This is a genomic window from Anaerostipes sp. PC18 (assembly GCF_039789045.1).
GTDB classification, from domain to species: domain Bacteria; phylum Bacillota; class Clostridia; order Lachnospirales; family Lachnospiraceae; genus Anaerostipes; species Anaerostipes hominis.
In genome coordinates, this window is record NZ_CP121164.1 from 2666327 (window position 1) to 2687006 (window position 20680).

17 protein-coding genes and 1 other annotated feature are annotated in these 20680 nt (G+C 43.7%); of the genes, 3 read left to right on the plus strand and 14 right to left on the minus strand.

What is annotated here, in order from left to right; genetic code table 11:
* Positions 1 to 109 precede the first annotated feature (109 nt).
* Positions 110 to 919, minus strand: a complete 810-nt coding sequence (locus tag P8F77_RS14400) for an amino acid ABC transporter substrate-binding protein (protein WP_034548883.1) — start codon at positions 917 to 919, stop codon at positions 110 to 112.
* 208 nt (positions 920 to 1127) lie between these two features.
* On the opposite strand from P8F77_RS14400, the gene P8F77_RS14405 reads away from it, so the two are divergent.
* Positions 1128 to 2546, plus strand: coding sequence for a glucosaminidase domain-containing protein (locus P8F77_RS14405; protein ID WP_287517259.1), 1419 nt, complete (start codon positions 1128 to 1130; stop codon positions 2544 to 2546).
* Positions 2547 to 2832: 286 nt separating this feature from the next.
* On the plus strand, positions 2833 to 4143 hold the full coding sequence (locus P8F77_RS14410) for a glucosaminidase domain-containing protein (protein ID WP_024726635.1): 1311 nt from the start codon (positions 2833 to 2835) through the stop codon (positions 4141 to 4143).
* Positions 4144 to 4243: 100 nt separating this feature from the next.
* Here P8F77_RS14410 and P8F77_RS14415 read toward each other — a convergent pair whose 3' ends face one another.
* The 12 genes from P8F77_RS14415 to P8F77_RS14470 all read right to left on the minus strand — a co-directional run bounded on the left by P8F77_RS14415 (position 4244) and on the right by P8F77_RS14470 (position 18796).
* Positions 4244 to 4462, minus strand: a complete 219-nt coding sequence (locus tag P8F77_RS14415) for a hypothetical protein (protein WP_287517258.1) — start codon at positions 4460 to 4462, stop codon at positions 4244 to 4246.
* 462 nt (positions 4463 to 4924) lie between these two features.
* The gene (locus P8F77_RS14420; RefSeq protein WP_270433274.1) at positions 4925 to 5983 is read right to left on the minus strand and encodes a sigma-70 family RNA polymerase sigma factor; all 1059 of its coding nucleotides are present in this window, start codon (positions 5981 to 5983) and stop codon (positions 4925 to 4927) included.
* 275 nt (positions 5984 to 6258) lie between these two features.
* On the minus strand, positions 6259 to 7044 hold the full coding sequence (trpA, locus tag P8F77_RS14425) for a tryptophan synthase subunit alpha (RefSeq protein WP_148459273.1): 786 nt from the start codon (positions 7042 to 7044) through the stop codon (positions 6259 to 6261).
* Positions 7034 to 8224 (minus strand): tryptophan synthase subunit beta, encoded by a 1191-nt coding sequence (trpB, locus tag P8F77_RS14430; protein ID WP_270433272.1) that lies wholly within the window; start codon positions 8222 to 8224, stop codon positions 7034 to 7036. The genes trpA and trpB overlap by 11 nt, the downstream gene beginning before the upstream one ends.
* Positions 8221 to 8841, minus strand: a complete 621-nt coding sequence (locus P8F77_RS14435) for a phosphoribosylanthranilate isomerase (protein ID WP_287517257.1) — start codon at positions 8839 to 8841, stop codon at positions 8221 to 8223. The genes trpB and P8F77_RS14435 overlap by 4 nt, the downstream gene beginning before the upstream one ends.
* Positions 8838 to 9617: an indole-3-glycerol phosphate synthase TrpC gene (gene trpC, locus P8F77_RS14440; protein ID WP_270433270.1), complete on the minus strand. Its 780-nt coding sequence runs from the start codon at positions 9615 to 9617 to the stop codon at positions 8838 to 8840. Before trpC ends, P8F77_RS14435 begins: the two co-directional genes overlap by 4 nt.
* A gap of 10 nt (positions 9618 to 9627) precedes the next feature.
* On the minus strand, positions 9628 to 11265 hold the full coding sequence (locus tag P8F77_RS14445) for a bifunctional anthranilate synthase component II/anthranilate phosphoribosyltransferase (protein WP_287517256.1): 1638 nt from the start codon (positions 11263 to 11265) through the stop codon (positions 9628 to 9630).
* On the minus strand, positions 11262 to 12719 hold the full coding sequence (trpE, locus tag P8F77_RS14450; protein ID WP_148459266.1) for an anthranilate synthase component I: 1458 nt from the start codon (positions 12717 to 12719) through the stop codon (positions 11262 to 11264). Before trpE ends, P8F77_RS14445 begins: the two co-directional genes overlap by 4 nt.
* A gap of 94 nt (positions 12720 to 12813) precedes the next feature.
* Positions 12814 to 13070: a binding site (T-box leader), on the minus strand.
* 356 nt (positions 13071 to 13426) lie between these two features.
* Complete coding sequence (locus P8F77_RS14455; protein WP_270430826.1) at positions 13427 to 13561, minus strand: hypothetical protein; 135 nt, start codon at positions 13559 to 13561, stop codon at positions 13427 to 13429.
* Positions 13562 to 13956: 395 nt separating this feature from the next.
* Entirely contained in the window at positions 13957 to 15168 is a 1212-nt protein-coding gene (locus P8F77_RS14460; protein WP_148459265.1) for an NADP-dependent isocitrate dehydrogenase, read from the minus strand.
* An 83-nt stretch (positions 15169 to 15251) separates the two neighbouring features.
* On the minus strand, positions 15252 to 16970 hold the full coding sequence (locus P8F77_RS14465; RefSeq protein ID WP_024726625.1) for a [FeFe] hydrogenase, group A: 1719 nt from the start codon (positions 16968 to 16970) through the stop codon (positions 15252 to 15254).
* Positions 16964 to 18796 (minus strand): NAD(P)-binding protein, encoded by a 1833-nt coding sequence (locus P8F77_RS14470; RefSeq protein WP_287517255.1) that lies wholly within the window; start codon positions 18794 to 18796, stop codon positions 16964 to 16966. The genes P8F77_RS14465 and P8F77_RS14470 overlap by 7 nt, the downstream gene beginning before the upstream one ends.
* Before the next feature lie 297 nt (positions 18797 to 19093).
* Between P8F77_RS14470 and P8F77_RS14475 the strand changes: the two genes are divergently transcribed.
* Positions 19094 to 19738, plus strand: coding sequence for a chloramphenicol acetyltransferase CAT (locus P8F77_RS14475; RefSeq protein WP_024726623.1), 645 nt, complete (start codon positions 19094 to 19096; stop codon positions 19736 to 19738).
* Between the two features lie 80 nt (positions 19739 to 19818).
* Here P8F77_RS14475 and P8F77_RS14480 read toward each other — a convergent pair whose 3' ends face one another.
* Entirely contained in the window at positions 19819 to 20655 is an 837-nt protein-coding gene (locus tag P8F77_RS14480) for a DegV family protein (protein ID WP_287517254.1), read from the minus strand.
* Between the last annotated feature and the right edge of the window lie 25 nt (positions 20656 to 20680).

The following is a 20680-nucleotide window of genomic DNA, read 5'->3' on the forward strand; positions in this document are numbered from 1 at the left end:
CTTTGCTCCTATAAGTATAAATTTTCCGGAATTTTTCTTGTCAGAAATTAATTTCTGTGTTGGTGAAAAAATCAAGAGGCTTTGAAAAAAGCCTCTTGCTTCTTGTCTCTTATTTGATTGTTGTCAGATCTTCGCCAAACCATTTTTTACTGATCTTAGCCAATGTTCCGTCTTTTTTCATGTCCTTTAACTGGTTTTCCACTTCGGTTTTCAGTTTCTCATCTCCGGTACGGAACCCAATGACATATTTCTCAGTACTTAAATTGTCATTTAAGATCTTGAATTTTCCCGGGTCCTTTTTGGCGTAATATTTTGCTACCACTTCATCCATGACAGCTGCATCACAGCCATTTCCAAGGTCATTTAAGATCTCAACGTTATTGCCGAAGTAAACAATCTTTGCATTCTTTAATTCTTCTGTCTTGTCAACCGCATCTGCCGCCGTAGAACCTTTCTGTACTCCCACCTGCTGCTTTTTAATGTCTTTTAAGCTCTTGATCTTGCTCTTTTCCGGTACGAGCATTACCTGGTGGTTATCCATGTAAGATTCAGAACAAAGCATCTCTTTTGCTCTGTCTTCGCTGTATGTCAGGCCGTTCCAGATACAGTCGATTGTCTTGCCCTGCAGCTCCTGGTCTTTGGAATCCCAGTTGATCGGCTGTAATTTTAATTTGATCCCCATTCTCTTGGTAACTTCTTTTGCCATATCAATGTCAAAACCTACGATCTTCTGATCCTTATCTGTGAAGCCCATAGGAGGGAAAGATGCATCCAATCCCAGAATTAATTCTTTGTTGTCTTTTACATACTGAAGAGACTCGTCTGTCTTACTTTCTTCTTTCTTTGAACATCCTGCCAAAAGCATAGACCCTGCCAGCACAGCACTCACGCAAAGCACTAATAATTTTTTCACTCTCATCCTAAAACTCCTCCGTTTTTATTTCCTGTCATGATAGCACATTAGCGTACTAAATTCATACGTTAATATACTATCAAACTACTTGCTTTTTGTCAATCTCCATGGATAGTATTTCCTGCTCTTTTCCATGCAAAATCCTTGTTTTTGCGGTGCGATCCGTGTTATAGTAAGTTTATCTTTGGTAAAGAAAGGAAGGGAAATATCTACCATGAGAAAAAAAGGACTTAAAATACTCGCCATGTCCGTGGTACTGAGCGTCTCTATGAGTGCCTCTGTCTTCGCAGGAAGCCTGTCACTGCGTTATTCCGGAAAAAACCGCACATACAAGGGAAAACAGCTCACATTTTATTATAAAGGAAAAAAAATCGATTTAGGAAAGGCCCCGGGCATCCAGATCAACAAGGTCAACATGCTTCCATATTATAATGCGATCGTGAAAAACGGACCGAAAGTAAAGAGAAGCTACAACAGCAAGACCGGAAAGCTGGTACTCACCAACGGAAAGAAGACGATCACCTTCTATAAAAATAAAAAGTATGCCTATACCAACGGAGTAAAACGGACATTTACTACTGCTCCGCTGACTGTAAAATACAGAAGCATCAACAAAAACTATATTCTGCTCCCGGCGAAATTTACAGCCAAATATCTGGGCATCAGCTATACATACTCAAGTTCCGCAAAACGCATTGATTATGCAAAGCCTGCCGAAAGCAAACCTGTATCACCAGTCAAATCCAATACGACAACAAAGTATAATACGACTTTGAACAATTACATAAAAAAACAGCAGGCCCAATGGAAAACTTACGGCGGAAAAACGATCGACTATAAAAAATACATCCCCGTAACTGCGGATAATACGAACAGTTTCCAATTTCTTCGCATAGACACCTATCATTCGGTTAATTCTTCCAAATTTAATTCCACACTTCAAACTATGGTTTCTAAAAAAACCGGAAGTGTTCTGTCAGGAAAAGCCTCAGTCATTACAAATACCGCAAAGACCTATAATCTGGACCCACTATATTTTCTTTGCCAGACAGTACAGGAAAGCGGTTATGGGACGAGCACATTGGCAAAGGGAATTAAATCTGCTGATTTAAAAGATACAAAGTTGAAATCTGTAAATCTAAAAGGTAAAATTGTTACCGGTGAATCTCTGACAAAAGACTCTTCTGGCGAGATCACAGCATTTAAATACATAGCCTCTAAAGACAGAAAAAGTAAACGGGAGTATGTCAAAACAGAAAACGGATATTTGGAAGTAAAAACTTTATCCGCAGCGGAGCAGAAAAAAACAGTCTATAACCTCTATGGCATAAAAGCAGTCGATGCCGCTCCACAGTTGTGCGGATTCACTTACGCTTATAATCAGGGCTGGACGAGTGTGGATAAAGCCATTCAGGGAGCCGGTAAATTTTTATCTAAATGGTATGTTCACAACAATACATATAAACAAAATACACTTTATAAAATCCGTTATAACCAAAATCTAAATTATCTCTGGCATCAGTATGCCTCTGATCCGGCCTATGCCCAGTCCATCGGCAAGCTGATGAATACATATCAAAGCGTATATTCAAGCACCAGCGGATTTATTTATGACACACCAGTATTCAACTAAATAAAAGGCGAAATAGCTCAGGGACAGATCCTGGGCTATTTTTTATTACTTAGGAAATCATTTGACTGCGTCAAATCGCATCTGGCGCACAAAGTTTAAAAGCCCCTCAAAGAATAAGGGGTTGGGGAGATGAGGCGGGCCTGTCCACTTTGTCCTCTCCTAAAACAAATTTTTTCTGCTCTGTCCGCCTTAAATATTACATTTATATTACAATTTTATTGTATATTTTTTAATATAATGCTATACTTATATTACATTTCAATTTCAACAGGAGGATAAATAGGTTATGAAAAAACGAGTCATTGCAGCATTTACGATGTTATTTGCCTTTACATCCATTTTTTCCGGTTTTCCAAAACCGGATATCTCGGCTGCTTCTCTAAAGATCAGATACGGCGGCAAGACAAGATACTATACAGGGAAACAGCTTAACTTTACATACGCTAAAAAAGGAATTTCGACCAAAACACCGGGTATTCAGATGAAGAGCATTAACATGATACCTTACTACAGTATTCTGGTTAAAAATGGGCCGAAAATCAAACGCAGCTACAACAAAAAAACAGGCAAACTTGTACTAAAGCACAAGAACAAAACACTAACTTTCTATAAGAATAATAAAACCTGTTATGTAAACGGTAAGAAGAAAAAATTATCCGTTGCACCCGTCTCAGTCAAGTACTACACGACCAAAAAATATAACATTCTGCTTCCGGCTAATTTTACAATCAAGAATTTAGGACTGGACTATTCCTATATCTCTTCAGCAAAGAGAATCCACATCAACAAACCGGGAAACAGCTACTTATACACAAAAAACACAACGACTAATTATAATAAGAAGACATCCGATTATATTAAATCCCAGACAGTTAAATCTTATGGTGGTAAAAAAATCAACTACAACAACTATGTGCCGACCAGTACTGATCCGACTCACGGCTACCAGTATCTGCGTCTGAATACATACCGCACCGTCAACAGCTCAAAGTATAACAGTCTCTTAAACAGTAAGGTAAAATCCAAAAGTGTACTGAAAAACAAAGGTTCTGTTCTCAACAGCGCTGCGAAAACCTATAAGATCGATCCTGTTTATTTCCTTTGCCAGACGATCCTGGAGACCGGTTATGGTACAAGCACTCTTTCACAGGGCAAATGGATTACCAAGGTTATAACAGGAAAGTCTGTTGTGAAAGACAAAAAGGGCAATGTCACAGGGTTTCAAAAAGTAAACGGCAAATATCAGACAAAAAAGATCTCATCTAAAAAAGTATATAACTTATATGGTATCAAAGCCTATGATTCTGACCCACAGCTGTGCGGTTTCAGCTACGCATACTATCAGGGCTGGACAAGTGTGGACAAAGCCATTAAAGGCGCTGCAAAATATGTCAGTCAGGAGTATATTAATAACAGTACATACAAGCAAAATACTCTGTACAAATTCCGCTATAATCCAAATACTAAGTACATCTGGCATCAGTATGCTACAGATCCGGGATATGCACAGAAGATCGGAAAACTCATGTACAGTCAGTTCAGAAGTGCCTATGCAACAGGCAACACAGTCACATTCGACCGTCCAAAATTTAAATAATGGTTTTTATAAGACAAATCTGATCTGTTCAGATTCACAAAAAGCTCCTGTACCCCCTCACTCATTAAGGGCCCCAGGAGCTTTTATTACTCTGCCTTCTTTATTTTTTCTTTTTCCCTAACCCTGCTGCAAATCCGGTCAATGCCGTCCCGAACACCAGAATGAGACACAGAATCTGTCTCTCGTCTCCTGTTCTGCTGACACGCCCCCTTCTCGCTCTTTTCTTATACTCCCATTCCGGCACAGTCTCCTCTGTTTCCGGCTGGCAGTCTCCTCCGTCAGGGCCAAAGGCTTCTCTGTGATCTCCTGTCAATGTCACTTTTACTGTGGCTTTCTTTCCGTCTGACAGAGAAAACGTAAGACCAAAAACCCCTGTTTTTTATGTTCATTGATCTTTTTAAACTGTTCCTGATCCACAAAGAAATCATCTAAAGAAACATTGTTGCCGTCTTTATCCTATCCTTTTTATTCGCCAAGGGGACGATCGTCTCATCAGCGCCCAAGATGGCTTCTGTGATTTTTTCTTTATCCGTGGATCTGTTTAAGCTCCTCACCCAATTTTTCCACATATTTTGGCAAATTGCTCGTTTCGGTATTGGTACCTGGAAAAAGAGTTAGACCAAAAATAAATATTTTTTAAGCAGTTTGCTGAATACAAATGATTCCTTCATACATTTGTTCGCATCCTGTCCATAGGACGAACTTTCATATGCAACAAAAAAGGAAGGAGTGCCTGCATGGCACATCCTTCTCCCAGTTATCTTTTCTCTTGTTACCAAAATCAGTCTTCAATATAGGCTCTGAGAGATTTCGTTTCTTTTTTCATTCTCAACTTTCTCAAAGCTTTTCCTTCGATCTGCCGTATGCGCTCTCTTGTCACATGATATTCTCTCCCTACTTCCTCCAGGGTCCAGATCCTGTTTTCTACAAACCCAAAACGCAGCCTTAAAATCGTCTGTTCACGTTCGGTAAGTTCCGACAATATCTCATTTATCTGTTCAGAGAGAATTCCCTGCTCCGCCGTCTGATATTGTTCCGGCATGCTCTCATCCGCCACAAAATTTATGAGCATCGCGTCTTCCTCTTCTCCGACCGGAGAATCTAAAGATACAGTGTCACTGTACAATCTCATGATCTCATCCATTTGATCTCTGCCGATCCCCATCGATTCTGCCAGTTCATCTGCATTTGGCTCCCGTCCGTTTTTTTCCAGAAATTTTCTGGCCGCATTGTTCACTTTCCCCATCTTTTCTTTCATATGGACCGGTATCCGGATAGTCCTGGCCTGGTCCGCGATAGCCCTCGTGACAGACTGACGGATCCACCACATGGCATATGTGCTGAACTTGTACCCTCTCCGGTAATCAAACTTGTCCACTGCTTTCATAAGTCCTATATTGCCTTCCTGGATCAGATCCAGAAGGGCCATGTTGCTGCCGGCGGCATATCTTTTTGCAACACTGACGACCAGACGCAGGTTGGAATTGATCATTTTATCTTTTGCTGACTGGCTTCCCGCTTCAATTTCCTTTGCCAGTCTTTCTTCCTGGTCTCTGGAAAGCAGCGGAATCCTGCCTATCCTGTGCAGATAAGCCTTCACTGAATCCTCCATCACAGGATTTTCAGCTTCTGCCGCGTCTGTCTGCTGCCGGTCTGCCTGGCTTGCTGCTGTAAAATCTGAAAATACTATACTCTGGTCTCTCAGACGGCCGATAACATAATCAAATTCCTGCTCACTTAAACTCTTATCAAAGATCTGATCGACCTCATCCAGCTGAATGACATTATGGTTCTGACCGGCCATTTTTATAAGTTCTTGTATCCGTTTCTCTATTTGCACTGCAGTGTGGCTCCTTTCTCTGAAAAATAACAAAGTGGACAATCCCACTTCATCTCTTAAGCTCCACTCTTTGAGGGGCTTTTTTATTCCACAGAACGAACTTTTCTATGATATAAAAGAAGACCGGAGCTAATTCCGGTCTCAGCATTTTGCTTTATATACTTATTTTACCACATTTTTAAAATTTTAATAAGTTTTCAGAAAAATATTTTTAAATTTTATTAATATCTGACATTTATTCACCAATACAATTTGTACATTTTGCACAAAAATTTTTATTCATCCAACGCATCCCGAAGGCCTTTCGTAAACTCATATACCTTTTTGGGGCTGTCTTCCCCATACTCGCTGATGATCTTTACAATAGCACTGCCCACGATGACACCGTCACAGTACCGGCTCATCTTTTTGGCCTGTTGGGGGCCTGAAATCCCAAACCCTACGGCACAGGGAATTTCTGTATTTTTCTTGATCACGTCAAAAAACGCGTCAAAGTCTGTGGTAAACTCATTTCTTGTCCCCGTCACACCGATGGATGAGACACAGTACAAAAATCCCTCTGCGTCTTTTGCGATGGATTCGATTCGGTCGTGAGAAGCAGGCGTCACCAAGCTGATATTGTCAACGCCATGTGCCGTGGCTGTCCCCTGTATCTCATCCTTTTCCTCAAACGGCATATCCGGCACGATGACACCGTCGATCCCGCATTCATTGCAGAGATCAAAAAAACGTTCCGTCCCAAAACGGTAGATCGTATTTAGGTACATCATCATCACAAACGGAGTATCAGTTTCATTTCTGAGTTCCTTGACCATTTTAAAAATTCCGGCCAGTGTAGTCCCTCCTTCCAGGGAATGCTGGCTGGCTTCCTGGATTACGATCCCTTCTGCAATGGGATCAGAAAACGGAATCCCGATTTCTATGATATCCGCCCCGGCATTTACCATGCTCATGATGTTTTTCTTTGTAGTCTCATATCCAAAATCACCGGACACAATATAGGTGATCAGCGCTTTCTGTCCATTTGTCTTTCTCTTCTCAAATGCTTCTTTAATTCTCATCTAACTTCACCCCTCTATATCTTGCTGCCTGAAATACATCCTTGTCTCCCCGCCCGGACAGACAGATCACGACACTTTCATCCTTTTTCATATTCGGAACTATTTCCATTGCCGCAGCTACCGCATGGGCTGATTCAATGGCAGGGATAATCCCTTCCATCCTTGTCAGATACTCAAATGCGCACACCGCCTGTTCATCCGTGATGCTCAGATATTCTGCCCTGCCGATGTCATGAAGGTGGGCGTGCTCCGGTCCGATTCCCGGATAGTCAAGCCCTGCGGAAATAGAATAAACCTCATCAATCTGTCCTTCCTCATTTTGAAGAAAAAGGCTCTTCATTCCGTGAAAAATACCCTTGCTCCCCCTGGCGATCGTGGCGGCATGCTGGATTGTATGAACTCCTCTTCCCGCTGCTTCGGCTCCGACAAGGCGCACTTTCTTATCTTTTACAAAATCATAGAAAGCTCCCATGGCATTGCTCCCGCCTCCCACACATGCGATGACACAGTCCGGCAATTTTCCTTCTTTCTCCTGTATCTGGCGTTTTGTCTCTTCCCCGATGATCTTCTGAAAATCCCTGACCATGGTCGGATAAGGATGGGGCCCCATAACAGAACCGATGCAGTAAAAAGTCGTTTCAATATTCGTAGCCCAGTCTCTCATAGCCTCATTGATCGCGTCTTTTAAGGTCCGTGTCCCGCTCTGCACAGCCACTACCTTTGCTCCGAGCAGTTCCATCCGGTAAGCATTGAGACTCTGGCGTTCCACATCCTCCGCTCCCATGTAGACGACACATTCCATATCAAACAGCGCCGCCACTGTGGCTGTTGCCACCCCATGCTGTCCTGCTCCGGTCTCGGCAATGATACGCTTCTTACCCATCCTCTTCGCAAGCAAAATCTGTCCGAGCACATTATTGATCTTATGGGCTCCGGTATGGTTTAAATCTTCCCTTTTCAGGAATACCTTCGCACCGCCCAGATCCCTGGTCATACGCTTTGCCTCATACAGCATAGACGGCCTGTTTGCATAGTTCTTATAATATTCATGCAGCTCTTCCAAAAAGTCTGGATCATTTTTATATTTTTCATATGCCTCATTCAGTTCATTAACTGCGTTCATTACGATTTCAGGCACATACTGGCCTCCGAAATCTCCGAATCTTCCGATTTTTTTCATGCTTTCCTCCTCTTGCACAACTGTATCACCTTCCGCATTTTTTCTCTGTCCTTGACTCCGCCGGTCTCAATCCCGCTGGAAATATCAATTCCATACGGTTCTGTGTTTCTCAAGATCACAGGCAAATTATCAACCGTCAGGCCTCCCGCTATAAAATACGGTTTCCTGATCTCTGCCTGATCAAGCACAGCAAAATCCATGACCTTCCCCGTGCCTCCATAAGACTCTTCTGAAAAACTGTCCAGTAAAAGCTTATCCGTCGGGAGTTCCTGCGCTGCTTGAATATCTTTTGCCGTTCTCACCCGGACAGCTTTCCATATTTCTTTTCCGGTTTTATGTCTCACTTCTCTGATATACTCGTCGTCTTCATCTCCGTGCAGCTGAATGATGTCGAGTCCTGCCTCTTCTGATATGGAAATCAGTGACCGGAGCGGTTCATTTACAAAAACGCCGACTTTTTTAACAAGCGGGTCCAGCTGTTCCCCCAATTTTTTTGCCTCTCCGCCGCTGACTTTCCTTCTGCTTTCAGCAAAAACAAACCCTATATAGTCCGGAAGACACTCATTTGCGTAAATTATTTCATCCGGTCTGCGAAGCCCGCACATTTTAATTCTCATAGACTCCCTCTCAGTTCATTGATTGTATTTTTAATATCTCCCGAGCGCATCAGGGTCTCTCCGATCAGCACTGCATCGGCCCCGTACTCTTTCACTTCCTTTATATCGTTTCCGTTTTTCATGCCGCTCTCGGAGACGAGAACTGCATCATACGGTACCAGTTTTGCCAATCGTTTCGTAGTATTCAAGTCCACATGAAACGTGTTCAAATCCCGATTATTAATGCCGATGATATCACATTTACAGCGGACAACTTTTTGAAGTTCCTCCTCATTGTGAACTTCTGTAAGGCAGAACAGTCCCAGAGATGCCGCCAGCCGGGAAAGTTTTATAAGTTCTTCTTCTGAAAGGATCGCGGCGATCAGCAGGACTGCATCGGCTCCCAGCACTTTTGCCTCATAAATCTGGTATTCGTCAAATATAAAGTCTTTTCTCAGGATCGGCAGATTTACGCTGGCTCTGATGTCCGCCAGATATTTGTCTGCTCCTTTGAAGAAATGTTCCTCTGTCAGACAGGAAATGGCGTCTGCGCCGGCTTCCTCATAGGCCTTCGCCTGCTCTGTGGGACGGAAATCTTCTGAGATGATCCCTCTGGACGGGGATGCTTTCTTTACTTCGGATATAATGGAAATGCCGTCAGCCTTCAGGGCGGCTTTGAAATCCAAAGAGACCCTCCTGGAATTTAAAGCCATCTCCTTCATATCTTCCAGTGGGAAATTTTCTTTTTCTCTCTCAAGCTGTTCTCTTCTCTTCTCTACAATATCATCTAAAATCATTGGTTTTCTCCTAATAGCGATTGGTAAATTCAATGAATTGGTTCAGTTTTTCTATGGCCCTGCCGGAATCAATGGACTGCCTTGCCATCTCGATTCCTTCCTTCATATCTTTTGCGGCCCCTATGGTATAAAGGGCGCTTCCCGCATTGAGAAGTACGATGTCCCTTTTTGGCCCCTGTTCTTTTCCAGTCAGGATTTCTCTGGTAATCACCGCATTTTCATCGGATGTTCCTCCTTTGATGGAGTCCTTTTCTGCCATAGAGATTCCGAATTCTTCCGGACTGATCTTATAAGAAATCAGCTTACCATCCCGGATCTCACAGATACTGGTCGTATCGGATATGGAGATCTCATCCAGGCAATCATCCCCGTACACGATCATTGCCTGCTTCACACCCAGATTCTGCATAACTTCTGCCATAGGCCTCAGAAGATCTTCCTCGTAAACACCGAGTACAATATAATTTGTCATCGCCGGATTTGCCAGAGGCCCTAAAATGTTAAATACAGATCTCACACCAAGCTGGGCTCTCACAGGTCCGGCATATTTCATGGAGCCATGGTGAGTCTGTGCAAACAGGAAGGCGACTCCCACTTCCTCCAGGCATCTCTGATTCTGTTCCGGGGAAAGTCCGATCCTGGCACCCAAGGCTTCCAGCACATCGGCCGCTCCGCTTTTAGATGAGACACTGCGGTTTCCATGTTTTGCAACCTTCTGTCCCGCCCCTGCGATCACAAAAGCGGATGTTGTGGAGATATTAAAACTGCTGGCCAAGTCACCGCCGGTTCCTACAATGTCAATAGCCTCTGTCTCATCGGGAACAACGGCCGCTTTTGCGCGCATGACTTTTGCAAATCCGGTAATTTCATCCACCGTCTCATGATTCATGCGCAGCCCTGTGACAAAACTTGCAATCTGAGCCTGGGTCGCACCTCCTGACATGATGCAGTCCATAGCCTCGTATGCCTCATCAGCCGTCAGATGTCTTCCCTCGACGATTTTTTCTAAATATGGTTTCATTGCAGTTTTCTGTGCAGGTTCTATTTCTTTCACCTTATTTTCTGCCTTTGTCTCTATGCCTGCCATCTTTAAGAAATTTTCAAAGATTGTTTTTCCTGACTCCGTCAAAATGGATTCCGGATGAAATTGTATGCCGTACACGTCATAGTCTCTGTGTTTTACAGCCATGATCTGGCCCTCATCGTCTTCGGCCGCAACAGTGAGCACTTCCGGTATTCCCTCCCTCTCAATGATCAGAGAATGGTATCTGGCTGCCGAAATTGTTTCCGGAAGTCCCTGAAACAGAGGAAAGCTGCTGTCAATCTGAATCTTACTCTGTTTTCCGTGCATCAGAGATTTGGCATGAACTGTTTTTGCCCCAAATACTTCGCCGATGGCCTGGTGTCCAAGGCAAATTCCAAGCACCGGAACTTTCCCTGCAAAATACCGGACTGCCTCTTTTGATATGCCCGCAGTCTCCGGATATCCCGGTCCCGGAGAGATGATCAGTGCTTCGATCTCTTTTTGTGCGAGTTCTTCCACCGTAGCCTCATCATTTCTGACGACCTCAATATTTTCATACAGCTCGCCGATCCCCTGGCAGATGTTATAAGTAAATGAATCGTAATTGTCTATTAATAAAATCATAATTCTGCCGCCTCCTTAATCGCATTGATGACTGCCAGCGCTTTGTTTTTGGTCTCTTCGTATTCTTTTTCCGGTTCTGAATCGGCCACAATCCCGGCTCCTGCCTGGACATAGCCTTTTCCATCTTTAAAAAGCACTGTGCGGATCGCAATACACGTATCGATGTTTCCGTCAAATGCCAGATATCCCACGGTTCCTCCGTACAGCCCGCGTTTTTTATTTTCCAGTTCATCTATAATCTCCATGGCTCTGACTTTCGGTGCACCGGACAATGTGCCTGCAGGAAGTATGCTCATAAGAGCATCCAGTGCAGTTTTGTCTTCTCTCAGTTCTCCCTGTACGTCGCTGACTAAATGGGTAACCTTTGAATATTTTTCTACTGACATAAAGTTATCCACACGAACTGTTCCAAATCGGCTGACTCTTCCCACATCGTTCCGCCCAAGATCTACAAGCATCGTGTGCTCCGCCTGTTCTTTCGGATCATGCATGAGCTGTCTGACCAGAATATCATCCTCTTTTTTCGTAGTCCCTCTTGGCACAGTACCCGCGATCGGTTTTGTGGTCACGATTCCATTGGTAACACTTACGAGCATCTCCGGGGAGGCACCTGCGATCTGATAATCTACAAAGTCAAAAAAGTATAAATACGGCGATGGATTTGTTGTTCTTAAACATCGGTAAACATCAAACGGATCTGCCTCGCTTTCCACTTCAAATCTCTGTGACAGCACTACCTGGAAAATATCACCGTTTCTTATGTATTCTTTTGCTTTTTCCACCTTGGATTGGTACTCTTCCTTTGTAAGATTAGAAATAATCTTAGTCTCTTTTTTATCTGTGCGATCTTTTCTGGTCATCCGGAAATTGTCGATCTGTTCAATCATTTGCCTTGCTCTAGGCTCAAGGCTCTTATATTTTGTCTCCAGATCATCATCCCCGTGGACATTCTGAATGACGATCACCCGGTTCGTGAGATGGTCAAATGCCATAATCTCATCATACATACACAAATGACATTCCGGCATGTTCAGGTCATCCTCCGGCACATTGACCAGTTTCTTTTCCACAAACCGAATCGTGTCATAGCCGAAATATCCGATAAACCCTCCGGTAAGCTTTGGCTTATCAATAAGCACCGGAGATTGGTATGCATTGACCATCTCGATTAAATATGAAATATGATTTTCCACTGTCTGCTTTTTACCGTCTATTTCTATCTCAGTGCCGTTTATCTTTACTTCCTTTTTGGGATTCACACCGATAAATGAATACCTCCCCCACTGATCTCTGTTTTCCACACTTTCCAGTATAAAAGATGGGGTACCGGTCTTTCTAAGTGCCATAAATACCTGAATCGGTGTCACATGATCGGCCAGCACCTCATAAAACACCGGTACCGTCGGATAAATCGTCAATAAATTTTTCACCTGTTCTAATGTTGGACTTAACATATAATCCTCCTATCTTTTCACATCGTGCGTTTTTATTAAATAGGGAAGGTCGTAGAACTTTCCTATGAAATAAAAAAGGCCTATCATCCCTCATACAAGGGACGATAGACCGTGGTGCCACCCAAATTTAAGAGTCCTTCCGAAATTACAGACTCTCCTCTTAGAGTACTCCGCCTAAGCTTTTATACTCCGTTCCCGTAACGCGGGATCACGTCGACAGTTACTGACAATATGCGTTCTCTGCGCTCCTCACAAACCCATTCGCATGACTCGTATCTGCTGTCTTCCACCAACCGGCAGCTCTCTGTAAAACCGCTTGACATGCTACTTACTTTTGCTCAAAGGATTTCTCAATTTTTTATTATTATATTCCAGGGCACCAAATAATGTCAAGAACTTTTTTCTTTTTTCATGTGCATCAGTATAAGGATGGAAATCATTCTCACTTCGATGATTGGAAGGATTAGAATTTTATTTAGATTCGGTTGAAATGAGATTCGTACATCTGATGCCGCGTAATTTAGTAGTAGTTTATAGTTGAGAAGAGATGAATGATATATTCGTACAAGATATGGTGAGAATGATTCCTCATCCTTAATTTACATTATAATACATTTCTCTTTGTTTTTCAACCATAATTTTACTATTATTACATTTCCATCTTAAACAGATCATTTGTTTTCTAATTTGTTCTGAATGATCCTCTGCTATTTTTTAAAGTGCCCACTGCTCTCCACTGTTTCGATTCGTCCTTCTGTGGCGCCCAGTTGCTGGGGAATCAGATTCAGTTTTATATCAAACAATCCCGCAAGCTGCTGAAAATCTTCATTCGATAACACCACAAGCTCCTCCTTCCGTTATTCTAAATTTTTCTTTTGCAGTTATTTGGTAACTATATTTTAAAGTAATCTATGAGTTTATTACCACTATCTCCGTCACGCTTTAAAATGTGCTCCTCCAATAGTGATAAAAAACTATCGTTGGATAATTCCATTGTTTGATGAGTACTGATCTGTTTGAAAATGTTATGCTATTGATTATACCATTCTGTCAAAATAAAATCAGCAATTTTTTCCATTTCAATATTAAAAGAAGATCCTGACAGCCAGACAGTCAGGATCTTCTTTTTCATTGTTGAATAACTCCTTATGTTCGAGGAAAACCTCCTGGATAAGTATCGGTTAAACAGAAGGAGACAATTAACGATAGTATTTTATACCCTTCGGGTGGATGTGCTTCACGCGATAAGGTATGATAATTTCTCAGCGATTGCTTTGATAAAATCTCCGCTGTTTGCTACTTTGACGTTCTTAAGCGTAGTGATCAATGCAAGGTCTTTTGTCATAGTTCCCTCTTCTATCGTATCAATCGTCGCCTTTTCAAGCCTGTCTGCGAATTTAACCAGCTCTTCATTGGAATCTAATTCGCCTCGCTTTCTTAAGGCTCCCGTCCATGCAAAAATGGTTGCAACAGAATTCGTGGATGTCTCTTCCCCTTTCAGGTGCTTGTAGTAATGGCGCTGTACTGTTCCGTGCGCCGCTTCATACTCATAATATCCATCCGGCGATACTAAAACAGAGGTCATCATGGCAAGAGATCCGAATGCGGAAGATACCATATCACTCATCACATCCCCGTCATAATTTTTACAAGCCCAGATGTAGCCTCCCTCTGACTTCATGACACGGGCAACTGCATCGTCGATCAATGTATAGAAATACTCAATACCTGCTGCTTCAAATTTTTCTTTATATTCTGCATCATAAATTTCCTGGAAAATGTCCTTGAATGTATGGTCATATTTCTTTGAGATTGTATCCTTCGTGGCAAACCAGAGATCCTGTTTTGTATCCAATGCGTATGTAAAGCAACTCTTGGCAAAACTCCTGATCGAACTCTCTGTGTTATGCATGCCCTGAAGAATTCCTGCCCCGTCAAAATCATGAATGAGCTCTTTTATCTGAGCTCCGTCTTCTGCCGTGTATACCAATTCTGCTTTTCCCGCTCCCGGTACTTTGATCTCCACGCCTTTGTAGACATCACCGTAAGCATGCCTTGCAATGGTAATCGGCTTTTTCCATGTGCGGACTGTCGGTTCAATTCCTTTGACTGTGATCGGAGTTCTGAAAACTGTTCCGTCCAAAATAGCACGGATTGTACCGTTCGGACTTTTCCACATCTCTTTTAAGTCATACTCATCCATTCTTGCGGCATTCGGAGTGATCGTAGCACATTTAACAGCAACACCATATTTTTTGGTGGCTTCTGCCGCATCAAAGGTCACCTGGTCATCAGTGGCATTTCTGTGCTCCAGACCAAGGTCATAATATTCAGTCTTCAGGTTGATAAACGGGGACAAAAGATCGTCTTTGATCATTTTCCAAAGAATTCTTGTCATTTCGTCCCCATCCATCTCAACCAATGGTGTCGTCATCTCTATCTTGCTCATACTGCTTCTCCTTTTCTTGCATTCTCCATAAATTGTTACTATTATAGCGAAAAAAGAAAACCATGTCAAAGAGATTGATAGATTCAGACCTGGTGTTCAGTATGCAGTAGCTGGTGTGCCCTGTGAGACAGTGGTTTTTCAAAAAACTCTTCATAGAGGTTTTGTATGTCCGGATTGTCATGTGAGAAACGGATATCTGTATTCCGGTCCAGGAAGTAGAGGCTTGATCCCCTCTCTTCTGCCAGTTCCTGTCCGTCATGGATCGGCTGGCCTCCGCCTCCGGCACAGCCTCCCGGACAGGCCATAACCTCTACGAACTCATACTTCACTTCTTTTCTGCGTATGGCTTCCATCAGCTTCCCTGTGTTACCAAGACCGCTTACTACGGCGACATGGATGACATTTCCCGCCACATCAAACTCGGCTTCTGTCCATCCCTGTCGTTTGACTCCCCGGATCTCATGAAAAGCATCCGCATCCGGATTTTCTCCGGTCACAAGAAAATAAGCCGATCTCAAAGCCGCTTCCATAACACCGCCGGTTGCCCCAAAAATAACGCCCGCACCTGTGCCCACTTCAAACGGAGAATCAAATTCCCCTTCCTCTAAAAATTGAGGATTTAAATGTTCTGCGCGGAGCATTCTGTCCAGTTCTCTTGTGGTCAGTACACAATCAATATCATGGCCTGCATATTCTTCATAGAATAAGTCCATCTCCCTTTCCGCTTTCTTAGCCAGACACGGCATAATGGACAGCGTAAAGATTCGTTCCGGATCTACTCCAAGTTTCTTTGCAAAATAAGTCTTCATGACCGCACCGAACATCTGCTGCGGAGACTTGGCTGTGGAAAGCCTTCCAATCATGTCCGGGTACTGAGTCTTTATAAATCTTACCCAGCCGGGACAGCATGAAGTAAACATGGGATACTCTTCTAAATCTCCATCCTGCAGACGTTTGACAAACTCGCTCCCCTCTTCCATGATCGTAAGATCGGCAGAGAATGTCGTATCGAACACATAGTCTATTCCCATTCTCCGAAATGCCGTCACAATCTTCTCAACCGGAGCTTCCTCTCTGGAAAGGCCAAGCTGCTCCGCCCAGGCAGCCCTGACTGCCGGTGCAATCTGAGCAACCACGATCTTGTTTTCATCTTCCAGGGCGCTGAACAGCATAGAAGTGTCGTCCCGCTCCCTCAGCGCCCCGACCGGGCAATGTGTGATGCACTGTCCGCAGAGAGAACAGTCCGCCACCCGGATATCCCGGTTTCTGGAGACGTCCACCGTCGTCCTTGCTCCGGTGCCGGATACATCCCATACATTCAGCCCCTGTACCTTATCACAAATTTGAATGCAGCGCATACATTTGATACACTTATTCGCATCCCTGATCAAAGGAAATGTTTTATCCCATTCTCTATGTACGAATTCTTTTTTAAATGGATTGTCCAGTATATTAAAATCATTTGCGATCTTCTGAAGGCTGCAGTTCATGCTCCTGCTGCAGGTGATGCACTGTCCGTCATGCTGTGACAGAAGCATCGAAACCGTTTTTCTGCGGTTTAACCGCACCTTGGGACTGTTCGTATAGATGACCATGCCCTCTTCCACTACATTATTGCAGGATGTGATCAGTTTATCTTTGCCTTCCATCTCTACAACGCAGACGCGGCATGCACTGATTTCATTAATGCCTTTTAAATAACAGAGCTTTGGGATATCGATATGAATGGAAGCTGCCGCCTCCATAATTGTCGTGCCCTCAGGCACCGTTACTTTCATTTGATCAATCGTCAGTGTTACCATTTCGTATCCCTCCCTCCTTTAAATACGCCGAATCCAAAGTGATCACAGCGCAGGCACCGCCCGGACTCCTGATAAGCCTCAGCTTCTGACATACAGTTTTCTACTCCTTCAAAATCATTTACACGTTCTCCGGCTTCTCTCTCCGTCATATTGACCCGGCCGCACGGAGGACGGTCGTCAAGACGTGGCTCCGGAATTTCCACATCACAGGTGATTTCATGATGAAAACCAAGATATTCATCAATATTTGCAGCAATGACTTTTCCTGCAGCGATGGCAGAAATAACCGTGGACGGTCCCGTTGCACAGTCTCCCCCTGCAAACACTCCCGGAATATCGTCAAATCCGCCGTATTTTTCTGTCTTGATCTTGCCTCTCTGAACAGGTACTCCGTTCTCCTCAAAATGCTCATACAAAATATCCTGTCCGATCGCCACTACAAGCGTCTCACATGGGATAAAGATATCTTCCTCACCGGTGGGCCTCACACTGGCTCTGCCATTTTGTATCCTGCTGATCATCTGGGGCGTGACCCAGATTCCTTTTACATATCCGTCTTCTGATACCTCAATCTTTGACGGAGCCATCAGGGTCTTCACCTCAACCCCTTCTGCCACGGCTCCCTGAATCTCTTCCTCCAAAGCCGTCATATCGGCAACTCTCCGCCGATAGACAATGCTTACTTTCCTGGCACCGAGACGGACTGCTGTCCGCACCGCATCCATGGAGACATTGCCTCCGCCGATCACTGCCACTTCCTGTCCCTCCAGGCACTCACACCGTCCATGGCCTACATCTCTTAAAAACTGGACTGCGGAAATGACACCTTTTGCGTCTTCTCCCTCGAGTCCAAGCTTTTTATCGGTGCTGGCGCCGATGGATATCAGGACAGCATCGTGCTGTTCCCTCAATTCACTTACAGAACAATTCTTTCCAATGACAGTGCCATATTGCACCTTGACACCAGTGGCAAGGATAGCCTCAATATCTTCATCCAGACGTTCCTTTGGAAGCCGGTAATTTGGAATGCCGTATCTTAACATGCCGCCCAGCTTCGGCAGCATCTCATAAATTGTAACATCGTGTCCCATCAGTCTCAGATAATAAGCAGCGCTCAGTCCTCCCGGTCCGCCGCCCACAATGGCAACCTTTTTTCCGGTCTCTTCACTGCACGGCGGCGGAGGAACTTTGCCGGCAAAATCTGCGGCTGCCCGTTTTAATCCCCGGATGTTCACTGAATCATCGATCATGTTTCTGCGGCACTTAGCTTCGCACGGATGCTCGCATATAAAGCCGCAGGTTGTCGGCAGGGGATTGTCTTTGCGTATCAGGCGGACGGCATCCGCATACCTTTCTTCCCTGACCAAAGCAATATAACCCGGGATATCGACTCTCGCCGGACATAAAGACACACAGGGCACCGGAAGTTTTAATGACATCAGGCACCGGTTGTACATGATATGTTCCAGATAGTCGTCTCTGAAGCCGATCACTCCTTTATATACCATATTTGCAGCCTCATATCCGATCGCACAGTCTGCTGAGTCCATGATTGAGCGCGCCGTATCCCGGATCAGTCCCAATGTCTCTATGGTTGCCTTTCCATCCAGCACATCATTGATCAGATTTTTCAGCTGGCCAAGACCAATCCTGCAGGGCACACATTTACCGCATGTCTGCGCATGACATAACTCAAGAAATGCCCTTGACATATCGACCGGGCAGATCCCCGGCGGACTGGATTCGATCCTTCTCTCCAAATCTTTATAAAGACCCTCCATCACAATCTGTGCACGGTCCGGCGTTACAATTTCTAAACGACTCATTTCATCACCCTTTCTTTATAAATATTGTATCTAATTATATACAATTTCCATTTGTCATACAATAGTTTTCGTCTAAAAACACCGTTAATTAAATAACGAAAAACTGCATAAATTCAGGCTTTTTGAACATCTTATTCACAGTGGTTTCCATGCTGCACACTGCTGAACCCTCATGCTTTCGTGCAAAATATTTCATATCCCAGCAAAAAACTTATACATATTTTTAACAATCTGTTTTTACACATTGCTCTTTTTCCTTTATAATAAAATACAATAGTTAGAAAATGGAGGTGCCTCATGTTTAAACATATCAACCCCGAGACTTGGGAGAGAAGAGAACATTTTGAATATTTTACCCAAACAATAAAATGCGGTTACAGCCTGACCGCTGAATTAGATGTAACAGAATTTTTAAAACTGACCAGGAGCAAAGGCCTCAGATTTTATCCGAGCTTTGTCTACTGTGTCTCAACCGTTATCAACCGCATGAAAGAATTCCGAATGGGTATTTCCGAAGACGGACAGCCCGGATATTGGGATATCGTCCATCCTTCCTATACTGTTTTTCACGATGATGACCACACCTTTTCAGACCTGTGGACGAACTACACCGAAAACTTTTCCTCTTTCTACCGGCAGATGACAGAGGATCTGTCTGCATACGGAAATAACAAAGGGATCAAAGCCAGGCCCGGACAGCCCCCTAATTTTTTCTGTATTTCCTGTGTACCCTGGCTGTCTTTTACCGGATACAGCACTATGACTGCCGAGGGCAGCCCAAATCTCTTTCCGATTATAACTTATGGAAAATACCAGATGAAAAACAGCAGCTATCAAATGCCGTTTACGGTCACAATTTCCCATGCCGCTGCCGACGGCTATCATACCAGTCTTCTCATCAATGAAATCCAGGCACTGATTTCAAAAGATTTTACGCTTTAATACAATGAGCATTTCCTTGTATCAATCCACGAAAAAAGGAAACGGTCCAAAAACCGTTTCCTTTTGCATTCCACTATTAACTAATATGCAACAACTACACCGCCGTCACATGCATACAGGCTGCTGACTCCCTTAGTGTCGACTATGACGATCTCTTTGACTTCCAGCTTGTCTTCGAGCAGTTTCTTAAGATACACTGCTCTTTCATAGCAGTTGCAGTGTGCAATGGCCAAAATCCGATCCGTCAGGTCCTGTCCTTCTTTCACAATGCATTCCACCATTTTGGCCAATGCCTTCTTTGGTCCCCTGGCCTGTGCCAGCTTCTGTATAATACCTTCTTTGGTCCCTTCCATAACCGGCTTTATATTCAGAGCTGTGGCAAGGACTGCATTCACCTTTGACAGCCTTCCGTTTCTCTGAAGCACATCCAATGTCTCCAGAACAAAAAAAGTTCTCTGCCCTTTGATGTAATCCTCTACCCTTTCTACCACCTGTTCAAAAGGCATGCCTTCGGAAGCATATTCATAAATCTTTCTTGCTATGAGAAGCTGCGTACTGGATGCTCCTCTGGAATTAAATACATGAATATTTTTTTCTCCGCGCTCCTCCTCATACAGTTTTTTCCCAAGTTCGGCACTGTTATAGGATCCGCTCAGCTCTGCAGATAAAGTCACCACATAAATATCATCTGCCTTTTTATATGCCTCCATATAAGCTTCCGGCGCCGGACAGGCTGACTTGCAGGCTCCTTTGCTGTTTGCCACTTTTTCCAGAAAAGAATGCTGGTCAAACGTATCGTCATCGATGATCTCTTCATCTCCGATCAGCAATGTCAGAGGTATCCATGTATAGCATCCTTTCTCAAAATCTTTTTTTGTCAAATCCGTGCAGCTGTCACAGACAATATTAAAACTCATATGGCGTCTCCTTTTAAAACTTTCC